Source organism: Nocardia sp. KT25-26 (assembly GCF_056627695.1).
In genome coordinates this window covers 4,135,540-4,155,349 of record NZ_CM152813.1, presented here as the reverse complement: position 1 = coordinate 4,155,349, position 19,810 = coordinate 4,135,540, and the positions used below count along the sequence as shown (strand labels likewise).

Sequence of the window (19,810 nt, the reverse complement as noted above, 5' to 3'; positions counted from 1 at the left end):
GACTACAGACCGAGATCGGCCTCGAAGGCGGCGTCCTCGAGCCGGTGCCGGATCGTGGTGAGGAACCGGCCGGCGTCGGCGCCGTCGATCAAGCGGTGATCGTAGGTCAGCGGCAGGTACACCATGGACCGGACGCCGATGGACTCGCTGCCGGTCTCGTCGGTCACCACCACCGGGCGCTTGACGATCGCGCCGGTGCCGAGCATGGCGGACTGCGGCGGCACCAGGATCGGGGTGTCGGTGAGCGCGCCCTGGCTGCCGATGTTGGTGATGGTGAAGGTGCCACCGGCCAACTCATCGGGCTTGAGACCGCCGGTGCGGGCCCGGTTGGCGATATCGGCGATGGCCCGGGCCAGGCCGGCCAGGGACAGGTCGCTCGCATTGTGGATCACCGGCGAGAGCAGCCCCTGCTCGGTGTCCACGGCGATACCGAGGTGCACCGAGGCGTGGTAGGTGATCTCGTTGGTGGCCTCGTTGTAGGAGGCGTTGACGTTCGGGTGCACCCCGAGCGCCTCCACGACCGCCTTCGCGAAGAACGGCAGGAACGTCAGGTTCACGCCCTCCCGCTCGGCGAAGCGCTTCTTCGCCTGCTGGCGCAGGGCGGCGATCTTGGTGACGTCCGCCTCGTGCACCTGGGTCAGCTGCGCGGTGGTCTGCAGCGACTCGCGGGTCTTGGCCGCGGTGATCTGCCGGATCCGGCTGGCCTTCTGGGTGGTGCCGATCAGGTTGGCCAGCTGCGGGTTCGGCGCCGGTGCGGCCGGGGCCTTCGCCGGGGCCGCGGCGGCCGGTGCGGCAGCCGCAGCGGCGGGCGCCTTCTTGGCCTCGGCCGCGGCCAGCACATCCTGCTTGCGGATGCGGCCGCCGACCCCGGAACCCTTCAGGGTGGTCAGGTCGACGCCGTTCTCGTCGGCCAGCTTGCGCACCAGCGGGGTCACGTACGGCATCGCGCCGCCGCTGCCGTTCTGCGCAGCGGCGGGGGCAGCCGCCGGAGCCGCCGCGGGGGCGGGTGCCGGTGCGGGCGCAGGAGCCGGTGCCGGCTCGGGGGCCGGTGCGGGCGCCGGGGCCGGGGCTGCGGCGGCCGGCTCGGGGGCCGGTGCAGCGGGCGCGGGAGCCGGTTCCGGGGCGGGTGCGGGTGCGGCCGCCGGGGCACCACTGCCGATCACGCCGAGCTGTCCGCCGACGGACACCACGTCGTCCTCCTGCGCGGAGATCTCCAGCAGGGTGCCGGCCACGGGGGACGGGATCTCGGTGTCGACCTTGTCGGTGGACACCTCCAGCAGCGGCTCGTCGACCGCGACGGTGTCGCCGATCGCCTTCAGCCAGCGGGTGACGGTGCCCTCGGTGACCGACTCGCCCAGTTCCGGCATGTTGACCGGCGTGCCGGAGGCGGCGGCCGGTGCGGCGGCGGGCGCGGCCGGGGCCGGTGCGGCCTGGGCTGCGGGCGCCGGTGCGGGTTCGGGTGCCGGTGCAGGCTCGGGGGCCGCGGCGGGTGCGGGCTCGGCCGCCGGGGCGGGCGCTTCGCCGGCTTCGCCGATCAGGCCCAGCTCACCACCGATCTCGACCACATCGTCTTCCTGCGCGATGATCTTCGACAGCACGCCCGCCGCGGGGGACGGGATCTCGGTGTCGACCTTGTCGGTGGAGACTTCGAGCAACGGCTCGTCGACCTCGACCGTGTCTCCTTCCTGCTTCAGCCACCTGGTCACCGTTCCCTCGGTGACGCTCTCACCAAGTGCCGGCATCTGGACGGAGAAGGCCATGTCCGTTGACTCCTCTGACTGCTCGACGGGTTCTACAACAGTTCGTCGTCCCCGGCGGACGTCCGCCGCGGGTCGCGGCGGGGAGTCCGGATCGCCGGTGTGCGCCGGCACCGGGGATGCGGTTGGTTCTTGTTCCGGCAACCATCCTTGCACTCGTCCGGTCGCCGTGTAGCACAGGGGATTCATTCACCGGGACCTGGCAGCATGGAAGGAGCGGCGGTGAGGCGGATTCCGCCGGAGTGCAGGAGGTCGGAGCCGGTGGGTCTACTCGATCGTTTTCGCAGCAGGGCGGGCCGAAGTGGCGGTGGCGCCGGTCAGCGCGCGGCAGCACTGGACGCACTCGGCGAGTGGGCCCGGGCGCACCGGGGTGTCGAGGCGTTCGTCGAACCCAAGACTACTGTGACCGATGTCACAGTAGTCTTGGTCGCCAATGATGGGGAATGGACCCGGCGGGCGGTCGGGGAGTCGGGCGCCCGCCGGCTGTCCGACCGGCTGCACATCCCCGTCTACGACGTGATGAAGACGGGCTATCCACAGCGGATGCGCGACTACGACGCCCGCCGCCGCATCGAGCGGCGCCGGGCGATCGAGGACGACCTCGGTTGAACTATTCGGCGGAGATCTGTTCGATCACCGAGATCAGCGTGCGCACCGGGACACCGGTGCCGCCCTTGCCGGTGTAGCCGAACGGGCCGCCGGTGTTGAACGCCGGCCCGGCCACGTCCAGGTGCGCCCACTGCACCCCCTCGGGCACGAACTCCTTCAGGAACAGCGCCGCCGACAGCATGCCGCCCCAGCGGTGCGGTGCGACATTGGCGATATCGGCGACCCGCGAATTCAGGTCGGCGCGCAGTTCCGCCGGCATCGGCATCGCCCAGCCGTTCTCGCCGACCGCCTGCGACACCTGCGCCACCCGGTCCCGGAACTCGTCGGTGCCCAGCACGCCCGGCGTGCGGGTGCCGAGCGCGACCATCTGCGCTCCGGTGAGGGTGGCGACGTCGATCAGGTACTCGGGCGAGTCCTCGCCGGCGCGCACGATGGCATCGGCCAGGATCAGCCGGCCCTCGGCGTCGGTGTTGATCACCTCGACGGTGGTGCCGCCGTACTGGGTGAGCACATCGCCGGGGCGCTGCGCGGTGGCCGAGGGCATGTTCTCCGCCATCGGCACGGTGGCGATCACCGTGACCGGCAGGCCGAGCCGGGCCGCCAGCAGGGTGGTCGCTATGACCGCCGCCGCGCCGCCCATATCGGAGGTCATGTTCTCCATGCTCGCGGCCGGCTTGATCGAGATGCCGCCGGTGTCGAATGTGACGCCCTTGCCGACCAGCGCGATCTTCTTCCCGCCGCCGTTGTAGGTGAGCCGGACCAGCCGGGGCGGCCGCGAGGAGCCCTGGCCGACGCCGACGATGCCGCCGTAGCCGTGCTCGGCGAGGGTCTGTTCGTCGAGGATGTCCACCTCGAGGCCCGCCCCCTCGCCGAGCAGCCGGGCCCGCTCGGCGAATTCGGCCGGGAACAGGGCGTTGGGCGGGGTGTTCACGAAATCGCGGGCGGTGGCCACGGCCTCGGCGACCAGCTGGGCGCGCAGCAGGTCCAGGGTGCCGAACTCGGGTTCGGGGACCAGCAGCTCGACCCGGAGCACCGGCTGCTCATCGGGTTTCGGTGCCGTCTTCGCGGAGCGGTAGGCGCTGAACGCATACGCGCCGAGGTAGAAACCCTCCGCCGCGGCGCTCAGATCGAGACCGGACAGGGTGGTCACGGCCAGTTCGGTACCGGCCAGTGCCCGGGCGGCTGCGCCTGCGCTGCGCCGCACCTGTTCCGCATCGAGCTTGTCCGGTGCCCCCAGACCGACCGCCAGCACGCTGGTCACCGCCAGGTCTGCCGGGGCCGGGATGCGGGTCGTCTCCTCCGCCTTGCCCTTGGCGCCGACCGCGCGGAGCTGCTCGATCAGCGTCGCCCGCACGTCGTCACCGAGGACATCGGTGAACATATCGGCGGGCGCGATCGCGGGACCGTCCTCCGTTGCCGTCAGCCCGATCACGAGCACATCGGTGTCGGCGCCGATGCTCTCGACGCGTGCCAGTTCCGGACCCAGGGGACGATCTGCAGCAGCTGTCATGGAGCCCAGATTAGGCGCCTTGTGGGGACCGGCCGAACGGCGGGCGGCGGTGGTGGGGGTGCGGCTCTCGTGAGCCCCAGGTTAGGTGCCTTGTGCGGCTCGGCCGATCGGTGGGCCCCGGGTGATGGGGCGTGGCTCTTGTGGAGCCTCAGATCGGGTGCCCTGTGCGGCTCGGCCGATCAGTGGGCGGCAGGTGATAGAGGCGCGGCTCTCGTGGAGCCCCGGATCGGGCGCCCTGTGCGGGTCACCCGAACAGCGGGCGGCGGTGATGGGGGCGTGGCCGGTCGGTCCAGGCGGGGTTGGACTCATCGCGCCGGTAGGCGGGCACTTTGCCGGTCACGGTGAATCGGAAGGTCCGGCCGCGGCCGACGACCTCGCCGTCGGTGGCCAGCTCGGCGGGCTCCGGTAGCTCGACGGTCAGCTCGGGGACCTGGCGTTCCCGGTAGACGCGGCTGTGCCCGATCGCGCCGAACAGCAGGGCGAACACCGCACGGGTCCGGGAGAACCGGACATCGGCGCGCAGCCAGCGGACGTCGAGCAGGCCGGAATCCAGATGCGTCCGAAAGGCCGGCACCGCGCCGTGCGGGTGATACGGGCCGTTGCCGACGAACAGGAACCACAGGTCGTGCCACCGGTCGCCGAGCCGCACCCGGATCGGATCGGCCCGGCGCAGCGTGACGACGAGCGCGGCGGCGAACGCCGGCCACTTTCCCCACCGGTGCCGCCATTTCTCCCGGCGGCGCACCAGATCCGGGTAGGCGCCGAGGCTGGAGGTATTGATCAGGCAGTAGGTGCCGGCGCCGTCGTCGATATCGACCGTCGCCACATCGACCGCGACGGCTTCGCCGGCGCCGGTCGCATCGACCACCTCGCGGAGGTCGTAGACGCCGAGATCCCGGGCGAAATGGTTCAGCGTCCCGGTCGGTGCGACCACCAGCGGCAGGCCGTGCCGGACGGCCACCGTGGCCGCGGCGGCGATGGTGCCGTCACCGCCGGCCGCACCGACCGCGCGGATCCGGTCCGCATGCGCGGTGAGTTCCTCGGTCAGCTGCGCCACGACATCGTGCCCCGGCCGGGTCCGGCGCACCACCGCCGCCGGTAGGGCGCGTTCGAGATCGGCCGTCGGATCGTAGGCGGGGTCGCCGGAGCGGGGATTGACGATCAGCAGCAGACCCTTGCCGTCCACCAGCACCGGCACATCGGGGACCGCCGAGGCCTCCGCCTCATCGGAATCGCGGACCGGCCACCAGCGCCGGGTCAGCAGGGCGATTCCGGCGCCGACGGCCGCGCCCGCCAGGACATCCGATCCCCAGTGCACCCCGGTGTGCACCCGCGAATAGGCGACCGCCGCGGCGGCCGGGGCGATCGCCGCGGCCGTCCGTGGGCTCTCCAGCGCGACCGCCGTGGTGAAGGCGGCCGCGGCCGCGCTGTGCCCGGACGGGAACGACGACGACGTGGGTGCGGTGTGCAGCCGCCGGGCGGCGGGAAACCGGTCCGGGTCCGGCCGCTCCCGGGCGATGAGCGATTTGAGTCCCGCATTGACCACCAGGCTGGTGCCACCCACGGCGGCCAGTCCGCGCAGCGCACCCCGCCGGGGCGCGCCGCGCCGTGCGGCGAGGGCGGCCGCCACCAGCAGCCACAGCACGCTGCGGTCCGCCGACCGGGTGAGATGCAGCATGCCGCGGTCGATTCCGGTCACCGGGAGACCGGCCACGGTCCGTCCCACTGCCCGGTCGGCCCGGGTGACCATGGGATAGCTTCGGCGGCTGGACAATTCGCTCACCCGGCGAGTGTATGCGGATGTGCGGACCTCGTCAGGGAGTGAGCGGCGGGTACACCGTCCGGGCCGCGACACGGTGCCGGATCGCCTGCGGATGTGCGAGTGTGCCCCCGCAACAGATCAGCGCCCTCGGGAAGCGTATGGATTGCCTGCGAGTGCGCCGGGTGGTGTGCGTGTCAAGGGGCGATGCCCGGGGGTGCGACGGTCGGACAGTGCCTGGACGGTGCGCCCGGCCTACCACCGGTGCGTGGTAGGCGGATGGCCGGCGTGCAGTATTCGGACGGGTATACGACGCCGGGCGAGCGCGACGCACAGCGGTGCGGGCTGCGACGCTGCAGTGCGGGTCCCGAGTGCGTGCTCGACCCGGTCGCCCCGGGAACATGATTTCGCCGCGCGCCCCGGGGCGGTCGGGTATCGGATCAGTCGTCCTCCGGTTCGTCCGTCGGCCGGGCCCGACGTGGGGACAACCCGGTCGGGTGGCGGCAGCCGGCGGGGAAGCGCTCGTGATCGGGGTCCCGGGAGCCCCGGCGGTCGCTGAGGCGACTGGGGTGGATGCACACGTTCGGCCGGATCCTCATGACATGTCCCCGGGGTGGTGTCGCGTGTTCGGACCGGTGGTGGCAGTTGATGTGGTCGCGGCCTGGGATGCGGTGTGTGCCGTCGGGCCTGTGGTGGCAGGCGGGCGCACGACAGGTCGGGCGGGATGTGCGGCCACGGCCGGACCGTGCGGGGTGGTAACGCGTGTGGTGCCGTGCGGTGTGGTGCGTGCCGCGGCACGTGGGGTGGGAACGCAGCTCGCGGTGGTGCTGGGCGGGGTGGCCGCGCGTGCGGTGGTGCCATGCGGTGTGGTGCGTGTCGCGGCACGTGGGGTGGGAACGCAGCTCGCGGTGGTGCTGGGTGGAGTAGCCGCGCGTGCGGCGGAGCTGTGCGGGACCGTGCTGCTGCGTGCTGCGGCACCGGGGGTGGGAACGTCGGTGCCCGGTAGGGGCCGTAGGGCCGTCAGGATGGGGCAGCCGGCGCACGGATGGCAGAGGGCGCGGCGGCCGAGGGCATGATGCCCGCGAGCGGGGACGGGGTGGATCTCGAATCGCGCGGGCGTGGAACCTGTTGTCATGCCACTCCTTACGTTGGTTGATCCGGTTGCCTGGTTGGACGCGATCCGGCGGGGTTCGGTTCCACGCCGGTCGAAATCGGCTTCTGACCGGGGCGAGCCTTTCGCCCGATCCGGTGGCGATAAGCTCGGGCGATGACCGATTCCGACCTGCTGCAGGGCCCGATCCACGCCGTCCACGCCGAACTGGGCGCCACCTTCGCGCCGTTCGGCGGCTGGGAGATGCCGGTGCAGTACGGCGGGACGGTGGGCGAGCACAACGCCACCCGCACGGCCGTCGGCCTGTTCGATGTGAGCCACCTGGGCAAGGCCACCGTCGCCGGGCCCGGGGCGGCCGAATTCGTGAACTCGGTGCTGACCAACGACCTGAGCCGGATCCGGCCGGGCAAGGCGCAGTACACGCTGTGCTGCACCGAGGACGGTGGTGTGATCGACGATCTGATCGTCTACTACGTGTCCGACGACGAGCTCTTCCTGGTGCCGAACGCGGCGAACACCGCCGCCGTCGTGCAGGTGCTGCAGGACGCCGCGCCCGCGGGCGTCACGGTCACCGACCAGCATCGCGACTTCGCGGTGTTCGCGGTGCAGGGCCCTCGCTCGGCCGAGGTGCTGGAGCAGCTCGGGCTGCCCACCGACCTGGAATACATGGCCTACACCGACGCCGACTGGGACGGGCGGCAGGTGCGGGTGTGCCGGACCGGGTACACCGGTGAGCACGGTTACGAACTGCTGCCCCGCTGGGCCGATGCCGAAGCGCTCTTTCGCGCCCTCACCGAACAGGTACGGGCAGCCGGTGGGCAGCCCGCCGGGCTGGGCGCCCGGGACACGCTGCGCACCGAGATGGGTTACCCGTTGCACGGCCACGAACTGTCCCCGGACATCTCCCCGGTGCAGGCCCGCGCCGGATGGGCGGTCGGCTGGAAGAAGCCGCAGTTCCACGGCAAGCAGGCCCTGGAAGCGGAGAAGGCGAACGGCCCGAAGCGGACGCTGATGGGGGTGCGGGCGCTGGACCGCGGGGTGCTGCGGCCGGGACAGACGGTGCTGCACGACGGTGCCGCGGTGGGCGAGACCACCTCGGGAACCTTCTCGCCCACACTGCAAGCCGGGATCGCCCTGGCCCTGCTCGACACCGCCGCCGGGCTGGCACCCGGTGCCGAGGTGGAGGTCGAGGTCCGGGGCCGCAAACTGCGCAGCACCGTGGTGCGGCCCCCGTTCGTCGACATCAAGACCAAGTAGCCGCAGCCGGGCGACCGGCCGCCGGATAGGATCGATCCATGACAGTTGCTGCACAGTTCACCCGTATTCCGCATCCCGCGCCCACCTCGGCGCAACAGCGGGAAGAGGTACTGGCGGCTCCCGGCTTCGGCCGGTACTTCACCGACCACATGGTCAGCATCGATTACCGGGACGGCGAGTGGGTGGATCCGCGGGTCGAACCGTACGGTCCGCTGGCCATGGATCCGGCCACCATGGTGTTCCACTACGGGCAGGCGATCTTCGAGGGGTTGAAGGCCTACCGGCAGGGCGACGGCAGCGTCGCCACCTTCCGGATCGACGCGAACGCGGCCCGGTTCCAGCGGTCGGCGCGCCGGATGGCGATGGCCGAGCTACCGCAGGAACTGTTCGTGGAATCGGTGCGGCAGCTGCTCGAGGTCGATGCCGACTGGGTGCCGGCCGCCGGTGGTGAGGAATCCCTCTACCTGCGGCCGTTCATGTTCGCCACCGAATCCGGTCTGGGCGTCAAGCCCGCCGCCTCCTACAAGTACCTGCTGCTCGGCTCGCCGGCCGGCGCCTACTTCCCGCGTGGGGTGAAGCCGGTGCGGGTGTGGCTGTCCACCGAATACGTGCGCGCCGCCCCCGGCGGCACCGGTGAGGCCAAGGTGGCGGGTAACTACGCCGCCTCGCTGCTGGCGCAGGCGCAGGCCACCGAGAAGGGCTGCGATCAGGTGGTGTGGCTGGATGCCTGCGAGCGCCGCTACGTCGAGGAGATGGGGACCAACAACCTGTTCTTCGTGTTCGGTTCCGGTTCGGATGCGAAGCTGGTGACCCCGGAACTGTCCGGCTCCCTGCTGCCCGGCATCACCCGCGATTCCCTGCTCACCCTGGCCGCCGACTCCGGATACACCGTGGAGGAGCGCAAGGTCTCGGTCGAGGAGTGGCGCTCCGGCGCGGAATCCGGCGAGATCAGCGAGGTGTTCGCCTGCGGCACCGCCGCCGTGATCACCCCGGTCGGCTGGGTGCGCTCGGCCGACGGGGAGTTCAGCATCGGTGGTGGCGAACCGGGCGAGGTCACCATGGCCCTGCGCGACACCCTCACCGGGATCCAGCGCGGCACCTTCGCCGATATCCACGGCTGGATGCGCACCCTCTGAGATCGGTGGCTTCGGGAGCAGCGCCGCTCCCGAGACCGGTCCAGGATTCAGCCGGGCATCAGCATGCGCCACTGTTCCAGGGACTGCGGGCGCATGACGTAGTTGCTGTCGCGGATCGAGGTGAGGGGGGCGCTGGGTTCCTCGGAATACCAGTGGCCGGGGTAGACGACGGGGTTGCCGTCCAGGTCGGCCAGATAGCGCAGGCTGCGGAACATTTCGTCGGAGTCGCCGCCGGGGAAGTCGGTGCGGCCGCAACCGTCGACGAACAGGGTGTCACCGGCGATGAGGCGATTGTCGAACAGGAAACACTGGCTGCCCGGAGTGTGTCCGGGGGTGTGTAGCAGCTCGATCTCCATGGCGCCGACCGTGACCTTGTCGCCGTGCTCGTGTCCGGTCAGTTCACTCGGTGCGATACCGGTGACGTTCGCGGTCCAGTCCAGTTCCTGATTGTTCACGTGCACCGGGACGCTGGTCTTCTCCAGCAGCTCCTTCACCCCGCCCAGGGTGAAACCGAGCATGGTGCCGCCGACGTGGTCTGGGTGATGGTGCGTGGCGAGCACGCCGGTCAGGCGGAGGCCGTCGGCCTCGGCGATGTCGACCAGGTCCGCGGCCGCGTAGGCGGGGTCGACCAGCACGCATTCACCGGTTTCCCGGTCCCCGATCAGATACGCGAAGTTCCGCATCTGCGTGGCGATCGGATCGCCGACGGCGTAGTCGCGGCCGGAGAGCAGCTGGCGGAAGTAGAGACGTTCGGTCGACATGCCTCCACTGTATTGCCAGGAGTTCGCGGACGCGCGATCGCGGGGGTACCGGACGAATGGTTGTGAAATGCCACTGTTTCAGGCGGGCTGGGTTGTCATCCCAGCGAAAAGCCCACGGCCGCAAGTGCGGTGGAGATCTCCAGGGTGGCGCCCAGTACATCACCGGAGACGCCACCGAAGCGCCGGACACAGTGCCGGGCCACCAGCAGCGCGATTGCCGGCGCGATCAGCGCGGCCACCGGACCCTGCCACCAGCGGTCGGGTACCGCGAAGACGCAGGCGCCGACGGCGAGAACCGTCCAGAGTGCCACCACCGCGGGTGCTTGGGTGCCCGCGACCAGCGCCCCGAATCCGGAACCGGGTGTCGCGGTGCCGCCCCGGCGGCACACCGCCACCGCGGCGACCCGGCCGAGCGCCACCGCGGCCGCCACCGCGAACCAGCGGCCGTCCGCCGCCAGCGCCCCGAAGGCCAGCGCCTGCGTGCCGATGGCGAAGATCAGGGCCGCACCACCGAACGGTCCCACGGTGCCGCTCTTCATGATCTCCCGGGCCCGCTCCGGAGGGCCGTAACTGCCCAGGCCGTCAGCGGTGTCGGCGAGCCCGTCCAGGTGCATGCCGCGAGTGACCAGAGCCAGCGCGCCGACCACCAGCAGGCCGGACAGGGCTGCCGTCGCGCCGAGGGTCTGCAGCATCCACAGCAGCCCGGTTGCGGCGACGCCGAGCAGGACACCGACCACCGGGAGGGCGCGGATCGCCCGTGCAGCGTCGGCCCGGTCGACCGACATGGGCCCGCGGACCGGCAGCACGGTCATCCAGGACAGGGCGAGCCGGATGCCGGTCATGCGGCACCCCGGTGCGGCAGCCGGCCGATGGTAGTGGTGGCGTGCCGGTGGGGCTCCGGCGGCACCCGGCAGTCCGAGCGGGTCGGCGAGGCTGCGGATGCGTGCCGGCGGCGGCCGGTCGCCGGGGCGTGGGACCGGCCGGTCATTCGGTGAGGTCGGGTGCGGTCCGGGCCGCGGCGGTGCTGACGCCGGCGTCGTCGAAGGTGGACATCTCGGCGAGGGTGGCGACGGCGCTGCGCAGCACCGGTAGTGCGATGAGGGCGCCGGAACCTTCGCCGAGGCGCATCTCCAGGTCGATCAGGGGGTCCAGGCGGAGCTGGCGCAGTGCCAGGCCGTGTGCGGGTTCGGTGGAGCGGTGTCCGGCCAGCCACCAGGCGGAGGCGCCTGCGGCGAGGTCTTCGGCGATCAGGGCGGCGGCCGTGACCACCACCCCGTCCAGGAGCACCGGCGTGCGGCGGACCGCGGCCTGGGCCAGGAAGCCGGCCATGGCGGCGATATCCGCGCCACCGGCGACCCGGAGCAGGTCGACCGGGTCGGTCGCGACCGGCCGGGCCCGGCGCATGCCGTCCCGGAGCGCGGCGACCTTGCGGATCCATCCGGCGTCGTCGATGCCGGTGCCCCGGCCGACGGCCGCCACCGGTTCGGTGCCGGTCAGCGTGGCGATCAGCACGGTGGCGGGCGTGGTGTTGCCGATGCCCATATCGCCGGCGATCAGCAGATCCGCACCGGCATCGACCTCGTCGTCGGCGATGCTGCGGCCCGCGGCGAGGGCCGCTTGCACCTCGTCCTCGGTGAGGGCGTCCTCCCGGTCGATCGCCCCGCTGCCGCGGCACACCTTGTGCGCCGACACCCGCGGATCGGTATCCGCGTCCACGGCGATATCGGCCACCCGCACGCTCGCCCCGGCCACGTCGGCGAGGGCGTTCACTGCCGCGCCGCCGGCCAGGAAGTTCGCCACCATCTGCGCGGTCACTTCACTCGGGTAGGCGGAAACGCCGTGCCGGGCGACGCCGTGGTCGCCTGCGAACACCACGACCCGGGCTCGTTCGAACTGTTTCGGCGGGCACACACCCTGACAGGCCGCCACCCAGTTGCCGAGCCGTTCCAGCCGGCCGAGCGCGCCGCCCGGCTTGGTCAGCTGCTGCTGCCGCTGCTCCGCGGCCGCCCGGACCTGCGCGTCCGGCCCCGTCACCGGCCCGAATCCTGCTGCCACAGTTGCGCCCTTCCTTTGTCCCGCGATCCCGGCCGCCGCGGAGCTCCGATCGACGGCCAACGGTAGTCATCTTGCCCGCCGGGCACACCGGGTGCCGACGGGACCCCGGTGCGGCGATCCGTGCGGGCGCGAGCTTCGGCGGACGGGCAGTCTGTGTGATGCGCGCGTCCGAGCGACAGCCTTTGCGGTGGTTGCCCGGGCGGAATCCGGAAGGACCCCGCATCCGAGTTCCGGGCTGCTCGGCCGACCTCGGTGTGCTGACCGAGCGGCCGCGGCTGTTGCTCATCGGCCGGCGAGATCCGAACAGGGCCTCCGCTGGAGGTACGGCATCGAGATCCGGTGCTTCGCACGACTCGGTGCGTGGCCCGGTGGGCGGTGGTTTGTGCCCGAGTCCGAGCGACAATTCACGGGCGGGGTGGTTGTGTGGTGCTGGTTGTCGCTCGTAGGTGGGCGGAATTCGAATGGGTCCCGGCTGCGTGGTCGGCGTCGAGTGCAGGGATGCGGCGCGCCGGTGCGGCGTGGGTGCAGTGCTGTGCGGCGTGGTGTGCTGCGTTGGCGCGGCATCGTGCGGCGTGGTGTGCTGCGGCGTGCGGCTGCAGGGATGAGGCGCGGCGGTGCGGCGCGGTGCTGTGCGTGCGCCGTGGTGCGGCGGCGGCGCAGCATCGTGCGGAGCGGCGGTGCGGCGCGGCACTGTGCTGTGCGGCGGTGTGGTGTGGCGCTGTGCGGTGCGGTGGAGCTGTGCGGTGCCGCCCCATGCGGCGCGACGATGCACCGATCGACGAGACTCGGTGGCGGTGATGCGGCTCGGTGCTGTACGGCGTGGTGTCTGCGGCGGCGTGGTGTGCTGCGGCGTGCGGCGTGGTGTCTGCGGCGGTGCGGCACTGTGCTGTGCGGCGGCGTGGCCCGGCACTGTGCTGCGCGGTGCCGTCCCGTGCGGCGCGACGATGCACCGATCGACGAGACCGGTGGCGGTGATACGGCCCGGTGCGGCTCGGTGCTGTGGGCCTGACGCTGCGCAGGGCCCGGGTGGGGGACAGGCTGCTCGCGGGGGAGCGGGAGGCCGGTTTCTACTTCAGGCGTTGTGGCAGGCCCGCAACGATCAGGTAGGCGGCGTCGCAGATGTGGGCGAGGCGCTGGTTGAGGGTGCCCAGCTCGTCGCGGAACAGGCGGCCGGAACGGGTGGCGGGGATGACGCCGAGGCCCACCTCTGGGGAGACGATCACCAGGGGGTGCCGGTAGGCCGTGACCGCCGCGACGAGGGTGTCGGTGTCGGGAGTGATCGTGCCGCGGGGCGATTCCCAGGCGTTGCGGGCGTCGAGCCGGGCGGTCACCCAGGTGCCGAGGTCGTCGAGCAGGGTCATCGGGGCCGGTGTTGCCAGGGCCTCGGCGGCATCGACCTCGTCGACGGTCGTCCAGTCCGCGGGGCGCCGCTCCCGGTGCGCGGCGATCCGGGCCGCGAAATCGTGATCGGCCGGATCGAGGACGGCAGTCGCGAGATAGCGGACCGGGACGCCGGGTGCTGCGGCCAGTTCTTCGGCGAAGGCCGACTTCCCGGATCGTGCCCCGCCCAGGACGAGGGTGCGCAACGGATCCGGAGCGGCGGGCGGCGACACGGAGTGCACGGTACACGCCCGAGTGCGGCGGGCTTCGTAGCCTTCGTAGCGCGGGAAGCGCAGCGGTCCGGGGGCGGGCATACGGGGACGCGTAGTGCGGTTGCGGCTGTCCGGTGGTGCGGGCTGTGCGGTGGCCGGGTGGGCCGAGGTGCAGCCGGTGGCGGAAGCACGGCAGTGCGGTGGGCGGGCGCTCAGGGGCAGCGACCTACCGCATCTCACCTGGCTCGCGCCCGAAGCGACGGCGGTATTCGGTGGGGGAGACGCCGACCTGGCGCTGGAAGTGGTGGCGCAGCAGCGAACCGGAGCCGAATCCGCAGGCGCCGGCGATGCGTTCGAGGCCGTGGTCGGTTTCCTCCAGGAGCTGCTTGGCGTGCAGGACTCGCTGCTGGGTGAGCCATTTCCCGGGGGTGGTGCCGGTTTCGGCGGCGAAACGGCGGGCGAAGGTGCGGGTGGACATCCGGGCGCGGGCGGCGAGGTCGTCCACGGTGTGCGGCCGGCTCAGGTGCTCGCCCAGCCAGGTGAGCAGTTCGGCGAAACCACCACCGCCGGTCTCGGCGACCGGACGCTCGATGAACTGCCGCTGGCCGCCGTCGCGCTGCGGTGGCACCACCATCCGCCGGGCGATGCCGTTGGCCGCGGCCGAGCCGAGTTCGCGGCGCACCAGATGCAGGCAGGCATCGATACCGGCGGCCGTGCCCGCACTGGTGATCAGCGATCCCTCGTCGACGAAGAGCACATCGGGGTCGATCGTGGCCGCCGGGAACCGGGCGGCGAGCTGTTCGGTGAACCGCCAGTGCGTGGTGCAGGTGCGGCCGTCGAGGAGTCCGGCGGCACCGGCCAGGAAGACCCCGGAGCACACCGTCAGCACGGTGGCGCCGGAATCGGCGGCGGCGCGCAGTGCCGCGACCACACGCGGGTCGAAGTCCCGCTCGGCCGCACCCGGCACGGCAGGGACCGCCACCAGGTCCGCGCCCAGCAGATCCAAGAGCGGGTATTCGGGGGTGACGGTGATGCCCGGGGTGGAAGCGGACAGCGGGCGGCCGGGCTCCGCGCCGCAGACGCGGAAGTCGAAACCGGGCAGTCCGTCGGCGGTGCGGTCCAGGCCGAACACCTCGCAGACGACGCCCAGTTCGAACATCGCGACCCGGTCGCAGAGCACGGTCGTCACCCGATGGAGCATGCCCCGAGGGTAACTGGCCGAATATTTGCGCACAATGACAGAACGGCCACTTTCGGCGGAAAGTGCATGGCAGCAAAATTTCTGCCATGCGAACTCTACCGGTCCTGCTGATAGCTGTCCTGATCATCGGCGCCGCGGTGCTGGCCCAGGCGACCGCGACCCCGAGGCACCATCCCGATGTCCGCGATCCCGGGGTTACCGTCGGGATCGCGGACATCGACCCGATTCTGCTCCGGGCCGGGCTCAACCTCTGATCCGGCCGGTGGGTGGCCGTTCCTCGAAACGGCGAGAGCGCCGCCCCTGCGGTGCGGCGCTCTCGGTTGCGTGCGGACCGGGCGATCCCGATCCGGGCGGCGGTGCCGATCGGTCGGCAGTGCTGATCAGACGGCGTCGCCGGGCGAAACCCGTGGCTTCGGCGCACGCATCTTGCGGATCTGCGAGGCCCGGACGAAGGCGTACCACCCGAGGCGGTATCCGGTGTCGGTGGTGTTGGGGAAGCGTTCCCGAACGCGGTTGTTCACCAGGCGGCCGAGCAGGAAACCCTCCGCGATCATGAACACCATCATCACCAACATGACCAAGGTCACGATGCTCTGCCACGCCGGGGCGACGAACATCGACATGATCAGGACCAGTGCCATCGGCATGAACAGGCCGACGAGATTGCGGCGGGCGTCGACCAGGTCCCGAACGTACGCGCGGACCTCGCCCTTGTCGCGTGGCAGCAGGTACTTGTCGTCACCTGCGAGCATCCGCTCCCGGCGCTCCTGGGTTGCCGCGCGCCGCTCGGCCGCGGCCGCCTTGCGCTCCGCTTTGGTGCCCCGGGTGGCCTTGCGCCGGGCCCGGGCCTCCTTTGCGGTCATCGGAGCGGGCGCTACGGGGCCGCGCCGCTTGCCTTGTGCGTCACGCCTTTTCGGCGTCGGCCGGCCCTTGCCTTCGGTGGTGGCACCGGTCCGCCGAGGCTCGTCGGCAGGGGATTCGGCCACCTGTGCGCTGGGGTCGACGGACTCGTCGATGGTGCTGGACTCGCCGCGACGGAACAATTTCACGTCCACCAGGCTATTCGATGCCCGCGACCGGCCGGAAATGTGGCCCTGCACGACCCGGTGCGCGAGGTCTCACCGGGTCGTTCGTGCGATCCGGATCACATCCTGGCCGGTCCCGGGGCACGGCCATCTGGGCTCGCGCCGGGGGTAGATGGCAAGATGGGGAATAGCAGCCCGCGCAGTGGTGTTGTCCAGCGTGGTTACCGATGTCCCGAGGAGAGTCCATGACTGTGCAGAACGAGACCACCACCCACGGTGTGTCGCTGACCGATGCTGCCGCGAGCAAGGCGAAGGCGCTGCTGGACCAGGAGGGGCGCGACGACCTGGCACTGCGGATCGCGGTGCAGCCGGGTGGTTGTGCCGGCCTGCGCTACCAGCTCTTCTTCGACGATCGCGTGCTCGACGGCGACCTGGTGATGGAGTTCGGCGGTGTGAAGCTGGCTGTCGACCGGATGAGTGCCCCCTATGTGGAAGGTGCCTCGATCGACTTCGTCGACACCATCGAGAAGCAGGGTTTCACCATCGACAACCCGAACGCCACCGGCAGCTGCGCCTGCGGCGATTCGTTCAACTGAGCTACGGTGATAGCCGGGGCCCGAACGGGTCCCGGCTTTTTCGTATCGCCTAGTGCCGAGGGGGCTCCGCCTCGTGTCCGTAGCCGTGTCCGCGTCCATTGCGACCGACCATCTCATGCGTTTTCCCGGCCGATTCGCCGATGCGCTGCTCGCCGATCAGCTCGATCATGTCTCGTTGAGTTTCCTCGTCGACGATCTGCAGGTCCGCCGCGGCGGCGTCGCGGGCAACATCAGTTATGCGATGGGGCTGCTGGGGCAGCGCCCGCTGCTGATCGGTGCGGTGGGCGCCGATTTCGCCGACTACCGGCAGTGGCTGGAGGCCCACGGCGTCGACTGCACGGCGGTGCACATCTCCGACAAGGCGCACACCGCGCGGTTCGTCTGCACCACCGATGAGGACATGGCGCAGATCGCCTCGTTCTACCCGGGGGCGATGAGCGAGGCCCGCGATATCGATCTGGCCGCGCTGAGCGCCGGCCGCGAGATCGAACTGGTGCTGATCGGCGCCGACGACCCGGAGGCGATGGTCCGGCGCACCCGTGAGTGCCGCGAACTGGGCATCCCGTTCGCGGCCGACCCGTCGCAGCAGCTGGCCCGGCTGGACGGTGACCAGGCCCGCGAGCTGATCGACGGCGCCGAGTACCTGTTCACCAACAAGTACGAGTGGGGGCTGCTGCTGCAGAAGACCGGACTGTCGGAGGCCGAGGTCGCCGAGCGGATCGGCATCCGGGTGACCACGCTCGGCGGCGAGGGTGCCCTGGTGGTGGATCGTGATGGCAGCGAGGTCCGGGTCGGCGTGATCCCGGATGCGAACCAGGTGGATCCGACCGGTGTCGGTGACGCCTTCCGCGCCGGTTTCCTCACCGCGCACCGGGCCGGTCTGAGCCTGGAACGCGCCGCCCAGCTCGGCTCGCTGGCCGCCGTGCTGGTGCTGGAGACCACCGGCACCCAGGAATGGACTCTCCATCGTGAGGACGCGCTGGTCCGCCTCACCAAGGCCTACGGAACCGAGGCCGCCGACGAGCTGGCGGCCCTGCTGCCGTCCTGATCCGCGATCTCGGGCGCCCCGCAACCGGCGGGGCGCCCGAGATCGTTTCGGGACAGTCTAGAGGTTGACCGGGTAGGTCGGTTCCGCGATCTCCGGTTTGATCCGGTCCTCGACGAAGATGCCGTGCCACACCATGAACACCAGCAGCGTCCACAACCGGCGGCTGTGGTCGGCGACGCCGGCGCGGTGGTCGCGCAGCATCTGCTCGATCGCGGGCTTGTTCAGCAGGTGGCCGGTCTGCGAGTCGGCGATCTGCCCGGCCGCCCAGTCGTAGAGTTCGGTGCCGCGCAGCCAGTGCCGCAGCGGGACCGGGAAGCCCAGCTTGGCGCGGTGCAGCACATGCGCGGGCACGATGCCCTCGAGTGCCTGGCGCAGCGCGTACTTGGTGGTATCGGAGGTGATCTTCTGATCCACCGGGATCCGGGAGGCGACGTCGAAGACCTCCTTGTCCAGGAACGGCACCCGCAGTTCCAGGGAGTTGGCCATGGTCATCTTGTCCGCCTTGACCAGGATGTCGCCGCGCAGCCAGGTGAACAGGTCCAGATGCTGCATCCGGGCGACCGGATCCCAGCCGCGGGACTGCGCGTAGATCGGGGCGGTGACGTCCTGATGTGTCCACTCGGGGCGGAACTCCCGCAGCACGGCCCGGAGCTGGGCGTCGTTGAAGCTGCGGGCGTTGCCGTAGTAGCGGTCCTCGAGGGTGAGCGAGCCGCGTTGCAGCAGCGACTTGCCGCGTTTGCCGTCGGGGATCCGGTCGCCGAGCCGGCCGGCGAGTTTGCGCAGGCCGGGCGGCAGGTAGTCGAACGGTTTGAGTGACAGCGGCTCCCGGTAGATGGTGTAGCCGCCGAACAGCTCGTCGGCGCCCTCACCGGACAGCACCACCTTGACGTGCTTGCGGGCCTCCTTGGCCACGAAGTACAGCGGCACCAGGGCCGGGTCGGCGACCGGGTCGTCGAGGTACCAGACGATCTCCGGGACCGCCGCCGCGAACTCGGCGGGGCTCACCACCTTGACCACGTGCCGGGCGCCGATCGCCTCGGCACTCTCGGCGGCCACGTCGACCTCCGAGTAGCCCTCCCGCTCGAATCCGGTGGTGAAAGTGATCAGGTTCGGGTTGTGCCGCATGGCCAGGGCGGCGATGGCGGTCGAGTCGATCCCGCCGGACAGGAACGAGCCGACCGTCACATCGGCACGCATATGCTTGGCGACCGAATCCTCGAGCGCGGCGGCGATCTCGTCGTAGCGAGCCTGCGCAGCACCATCGGCGAAGGGCCGCACCCGGAAATCGGGCCGGAAGTAGCGGGTGGTCTCGGGCTCGGCACCGGGCCGCACCGTGGCGTAGGTGCCCGATTCCAGCCGCCGGATACCCCGGTGCAGGGTTTCCGGTTCCGGGACGTACTGCAGCACCGTGTAATGCTCCAGCGCCCGCGGGTCCAGATCGTCGGACAGCCCGAGCGGGCCGAGCAGCTCCAGCACGCTCTTCTTCTCGCTGGCGAAGGCGGTACCGCCGGGGCCGGTCGCGAGGAACAGCGGTTTGATCCCGAACGGGTCGCGGGCCAGGAACAGTTCCTGTTCCCGGGTGTCCCAGATCGCGAAGGCGAACATGCCGCGCAGCCGGCGCACGGCCTCCGGGCCCCAGAAGTGGAAGGCCGCGACGATCGCCTCGCCGTCGCCCTCGGTGGCGAAGATCCGGCCGTCCGGGAACTCGGCGGCGTGCTCGGCCGCCAGCTGCTCCCGCAGTTCGACGTAGTTGTAGATCTCACCGTTGAACGTCATCGCATAGCGCTGCGGGTCGTCGGCCGGACCCCAGCGCAGCGGCTGATGGGAATGTTCGATGTCGATGATGGAGAGGCGGTTGAAGCCGAGCACCATGTGGACAGGGGCGGAGCCCGCGGAGCCCCCTAAGGCACCGTCGTGCCAGGTGCCCTTTTCGTCGGGCCCGCGGTGCCGCTGGCAGTGCAGCGCCTCGTAGACCTGGTCGACCACTTCGGTGGTCGCGGCATCGGCTGTCAGGAATCCGAGCAGTCCGCACACGGCGTCGGCTACCTCGTCTCTGTCGTCCCGGAGGAAAGGTCGGGCACCGGCCGGGTGGTGCGCCCCGAACGCTGCAGCGGTGCAGCTCGCCGCGCCGCACGCGGCTATCGGGGTGCGACTCGCGCAGTGCTGTTGACTCGCCCCAACATAGTGCAGTTCAGTTCGTTCGATCGAATGCACTGCGCACCCGGGTCACGCAATCGCAGGTAGGCGGGGTGCGGACGGTATTCGCGGAGTGTCGAACCCGACCCGGCGGCGTGCGGGAGGCGGGTTTGGTCTACGCTGCGTAGTACTCAGGTCTCTCTCAGGTGTCACCTGCGCAGAAGCGGGTGAGCGGGAGGGGATCTGAAACAAGCTTG

16 protein-coding genes are annotated in these 19,810 nt (G+C 71.1%); 6 read left to right on the top strand and 10 right to left on the bottom strand.

What is annotated here, in order from left to right; genetic code table 11:
* Window positions 1-2: 2 nt before the first annotated feature.
* Window positions 3-1,760: a 2-oxoglutarate dehydrogenase, E2 component, dihydrolipoamide succinyltransferase gene (gene sucB, locus AC1HFH_RS18950; protein WP_480244126.1), complete on the bottom strand. Its 1,758-nt coding sequence runs from the start codon at window positions 1,758-1,760 to the stop codon at window positions 3-5.
* Window positions 1,761-2,018: 258 nt separating this feature from the next.
* Here sucB and AC1HFH_RS18945 point away from each other — a divergent pair, with 258 nt between their 5' ends.
* Window positions 2,019-2,366 (top strand): oxidoreductase, encoded by a 348-nt coding sequence (locus AC1HFH_RS18945; RefSeq protein ID WP_480244125.1) that lies wholly within the window; start codon window positions 2,019-2,021, stop codon window positions 2,364-2,366.
* Window position 2,367: 1 nt separating this feature from the next.
* Here the strand turns inward: AC1HFH_RS18945 and AC1HFH_RS18940 are convergent, their stop codons facing one another.
* Both AC1HFH_RS18940 and AC1HFH_RS18935 read right to left on the bottom strand, forming a co-directional pair.
* Window positions 2,368-3,876, bottom strand: a complete 1,509-nt coding sequence (locus AC1HFH_RS18940; RefSeq protein WP_480244124.1) for a leucyl aminopeptidase — start codon at window positions 3,874-3,876, stop codon at window positions 2,368-2,370.
* Between the two features lie 244 nt (window positions 3,877-4,120).
* The gene (locus AC1HFH_RS18935) at window positions 4,121-5,659 is read right to left on the bottom strand and encodes a bifunctional phosphatase PAP2/diacylglycerol kinase family protein (RefSeq protein WP_480244123.1); all 1,539 of its coding nucleotides are present in this window, start codon (window positions 5,657-5,659) and stop codon (window positions 4,121-4,123) included.
* Between the two features lie 1,243 nt (window positions 5,660-6,902).
* Here AC1HFH_RS18935 and gcvT point away from each other — a divergent pair.
* Window positions 6,903-8,003, top strand: coding sequence for a glycine cleavage system aminomethyltransferase GcvT (gcvT, locus tag AC1HFH_RS18930; RefSeq protein WP_480244122.1), 1,101 nt, complete (start codon window positions 6,903-6,905; stop codon window positions 8,001-8,003).
* Window positions 8,004-8,041: 38 nt separating this feature from the next.
* Window positions 8,042-9,139: a branched-chain amino acid aminotransferase gene (locus tag AC1HFH_RS18925; protein ID WP_480244121.1), complete on the top strand. Its 1,098-nt coding sequence runs from the start codon at window positions 8,042-8,044 to the stop codon at window positions 9,137-9,139.
* A 47-nt stretch (window positions 9,140-9,186) separates the two neighbouring features.
* Here the strand turns inward: AC1HFH_RS18925 and AC1HFH_RS18920 are convergent, their stop codons facing one another.
* The 5 genes from AC1HFH_RS18920 to AC1HFH_RS18900 form a co-directional block, all read right to left on the bottom strand.
* A complete protein-coding gene (locus AC1HFH_RS18920; protein ID WP_480244120.1) occupies window positions 9,187-9,900 on the bottom strand; it encodes an MBL fold metallo-hydrolase in 714 nt (237 codons plus the stop codon).
* A 95-nt stretch (window positions 9,901-9,995) separates the two neighbouring features.
* Window positions 9,996-10,742: an adenosylcobinamide-GDP ribazoletransferase gene (locus AC1HFH_RS18915; RefSeq protein ID WP_480244119.1), complete on the bottom strand. Its 747-nt coding sequence runs from the start codon at window positions 10,740-10,742 to the stop codon at window positions 9,996-9,998.
* 142 nt (window positions 10,743-10,884) lie between these two features.
* Window positions 10,885-11,955 carry a nicotinate-nucleotide--dimethylbenzimidazole phosphoribosyltransferase gene (gene cobT, locus AC1HFH_RS18910; RefSeq protein ID WP_480244118.1) on the bottom strand — a complete coding sequence of 357 codons (1,071 nt, stop codon included), beginning with the start codon at window positions 11,953-11,955 and terminating at the stop codon, window positions 10,885-10,887.
* A 1,067-nt stretch (window positions 11,956-13,022) separates the two neighbouring features.
* A complete protein-coding gene (locus tag AC1HFH_RS18905; RefSeq protein WP_480244117.1) occupies window positions 13,023-13,568 on the bottom strand; it encodes a bifunctional adenosylcobinamide kinase/adenosylcobinamide-phosphate guanylyltransferase in 546 nt (181 codons plus the stop codon).
* A 205-nt stretch (window positions 13,569-13,773) separates the two neighbouring features.
* Window positions 13,774-14,748: a helix-turn-helix domain-containing protein gene (locus AC1HFH_RS18900; protein WP_480244116.1), complete on the bottom strand. Its 975-nt coding sequence runs from the start codon at window positions 14,746-14,748 to the stop codon at window positions 13,774-13,776.
* A gap of 86 nt (window positions 14,749-14,834) precedes the next feature.
* Between AC1HFH_RS18900 and AC1HFH_RS18895 the strand changes: the two genes are divergently transcribed.
* Complete coding sequence (locus AC1HFH_RS18895; RefSeq protein ID WP_480244115.1) at window positions 14,835-15,002, top strand: hypothetical protein; 168 nt, start codon at window positions 14,835-14,837, stop codon at window positions 15,000-15,002.
* Window positions 15,003-15,128: 126 nt separating this feature from the next.
* Here the strand turns inward: AC1HFH_RS18895 and AC1HFH_RS18890 are convergent, their stop codons facing one another.
* Entirely contained in the window at window positions 15,129-15,797 is a 669-nt protein-coding gene (locus AC1HFH_RS18890; RefSeq protein WP_480244114.1) for a DUF3043 domain-containing protein, read from the bottom strand.
* Between the two features lie 221 nt (window positions 15,798-16,018).
* On the opposite strand from AC1HFH_RS18890, the gene AC1HFH_RS18885 reads away from it, so the two are divergent.
* Entirely contained in the window at window positions 16,019-16,369 is a 351-nt protein-coding gene (locus tag AC1HFH_RS18885; protein WP_480244113.1) for a HesB/IscA family protein, read from the top strand.
* A 115-nt stretch (window positions 16,370-16,484) separates the two neighbouring features.
* Entirely contained in the window at window positions 16,485-17,417 is a 933-nt protein-coding gene (locus tag AC1HFH_RS18880) for a carbohydrate kinase family protein (RefSeq protein WP_480247899.1), read from the top strand.
* A 57-nt stretch (window positions 17,418-17,474) separates the two neighbouring features.
* Here the strand turns inward: AC1HFH_RS18880 and asnB are convergent, their stop codons facing one another.
* Window positions 17,475-19,451, bottom strand: a complete 1,977-nt coding sequence (gene asnB, locus AC1HFH_RS18875; protein WP_480244112.1) for an asparagine synthase (glutamine-hydrolyzing) — start codon at window positions 19,449-19,451, stop codon at window positions 17,475-17,477.
* Window positions 19,452-19,810 lie beyond the last annotated feature (359 nt).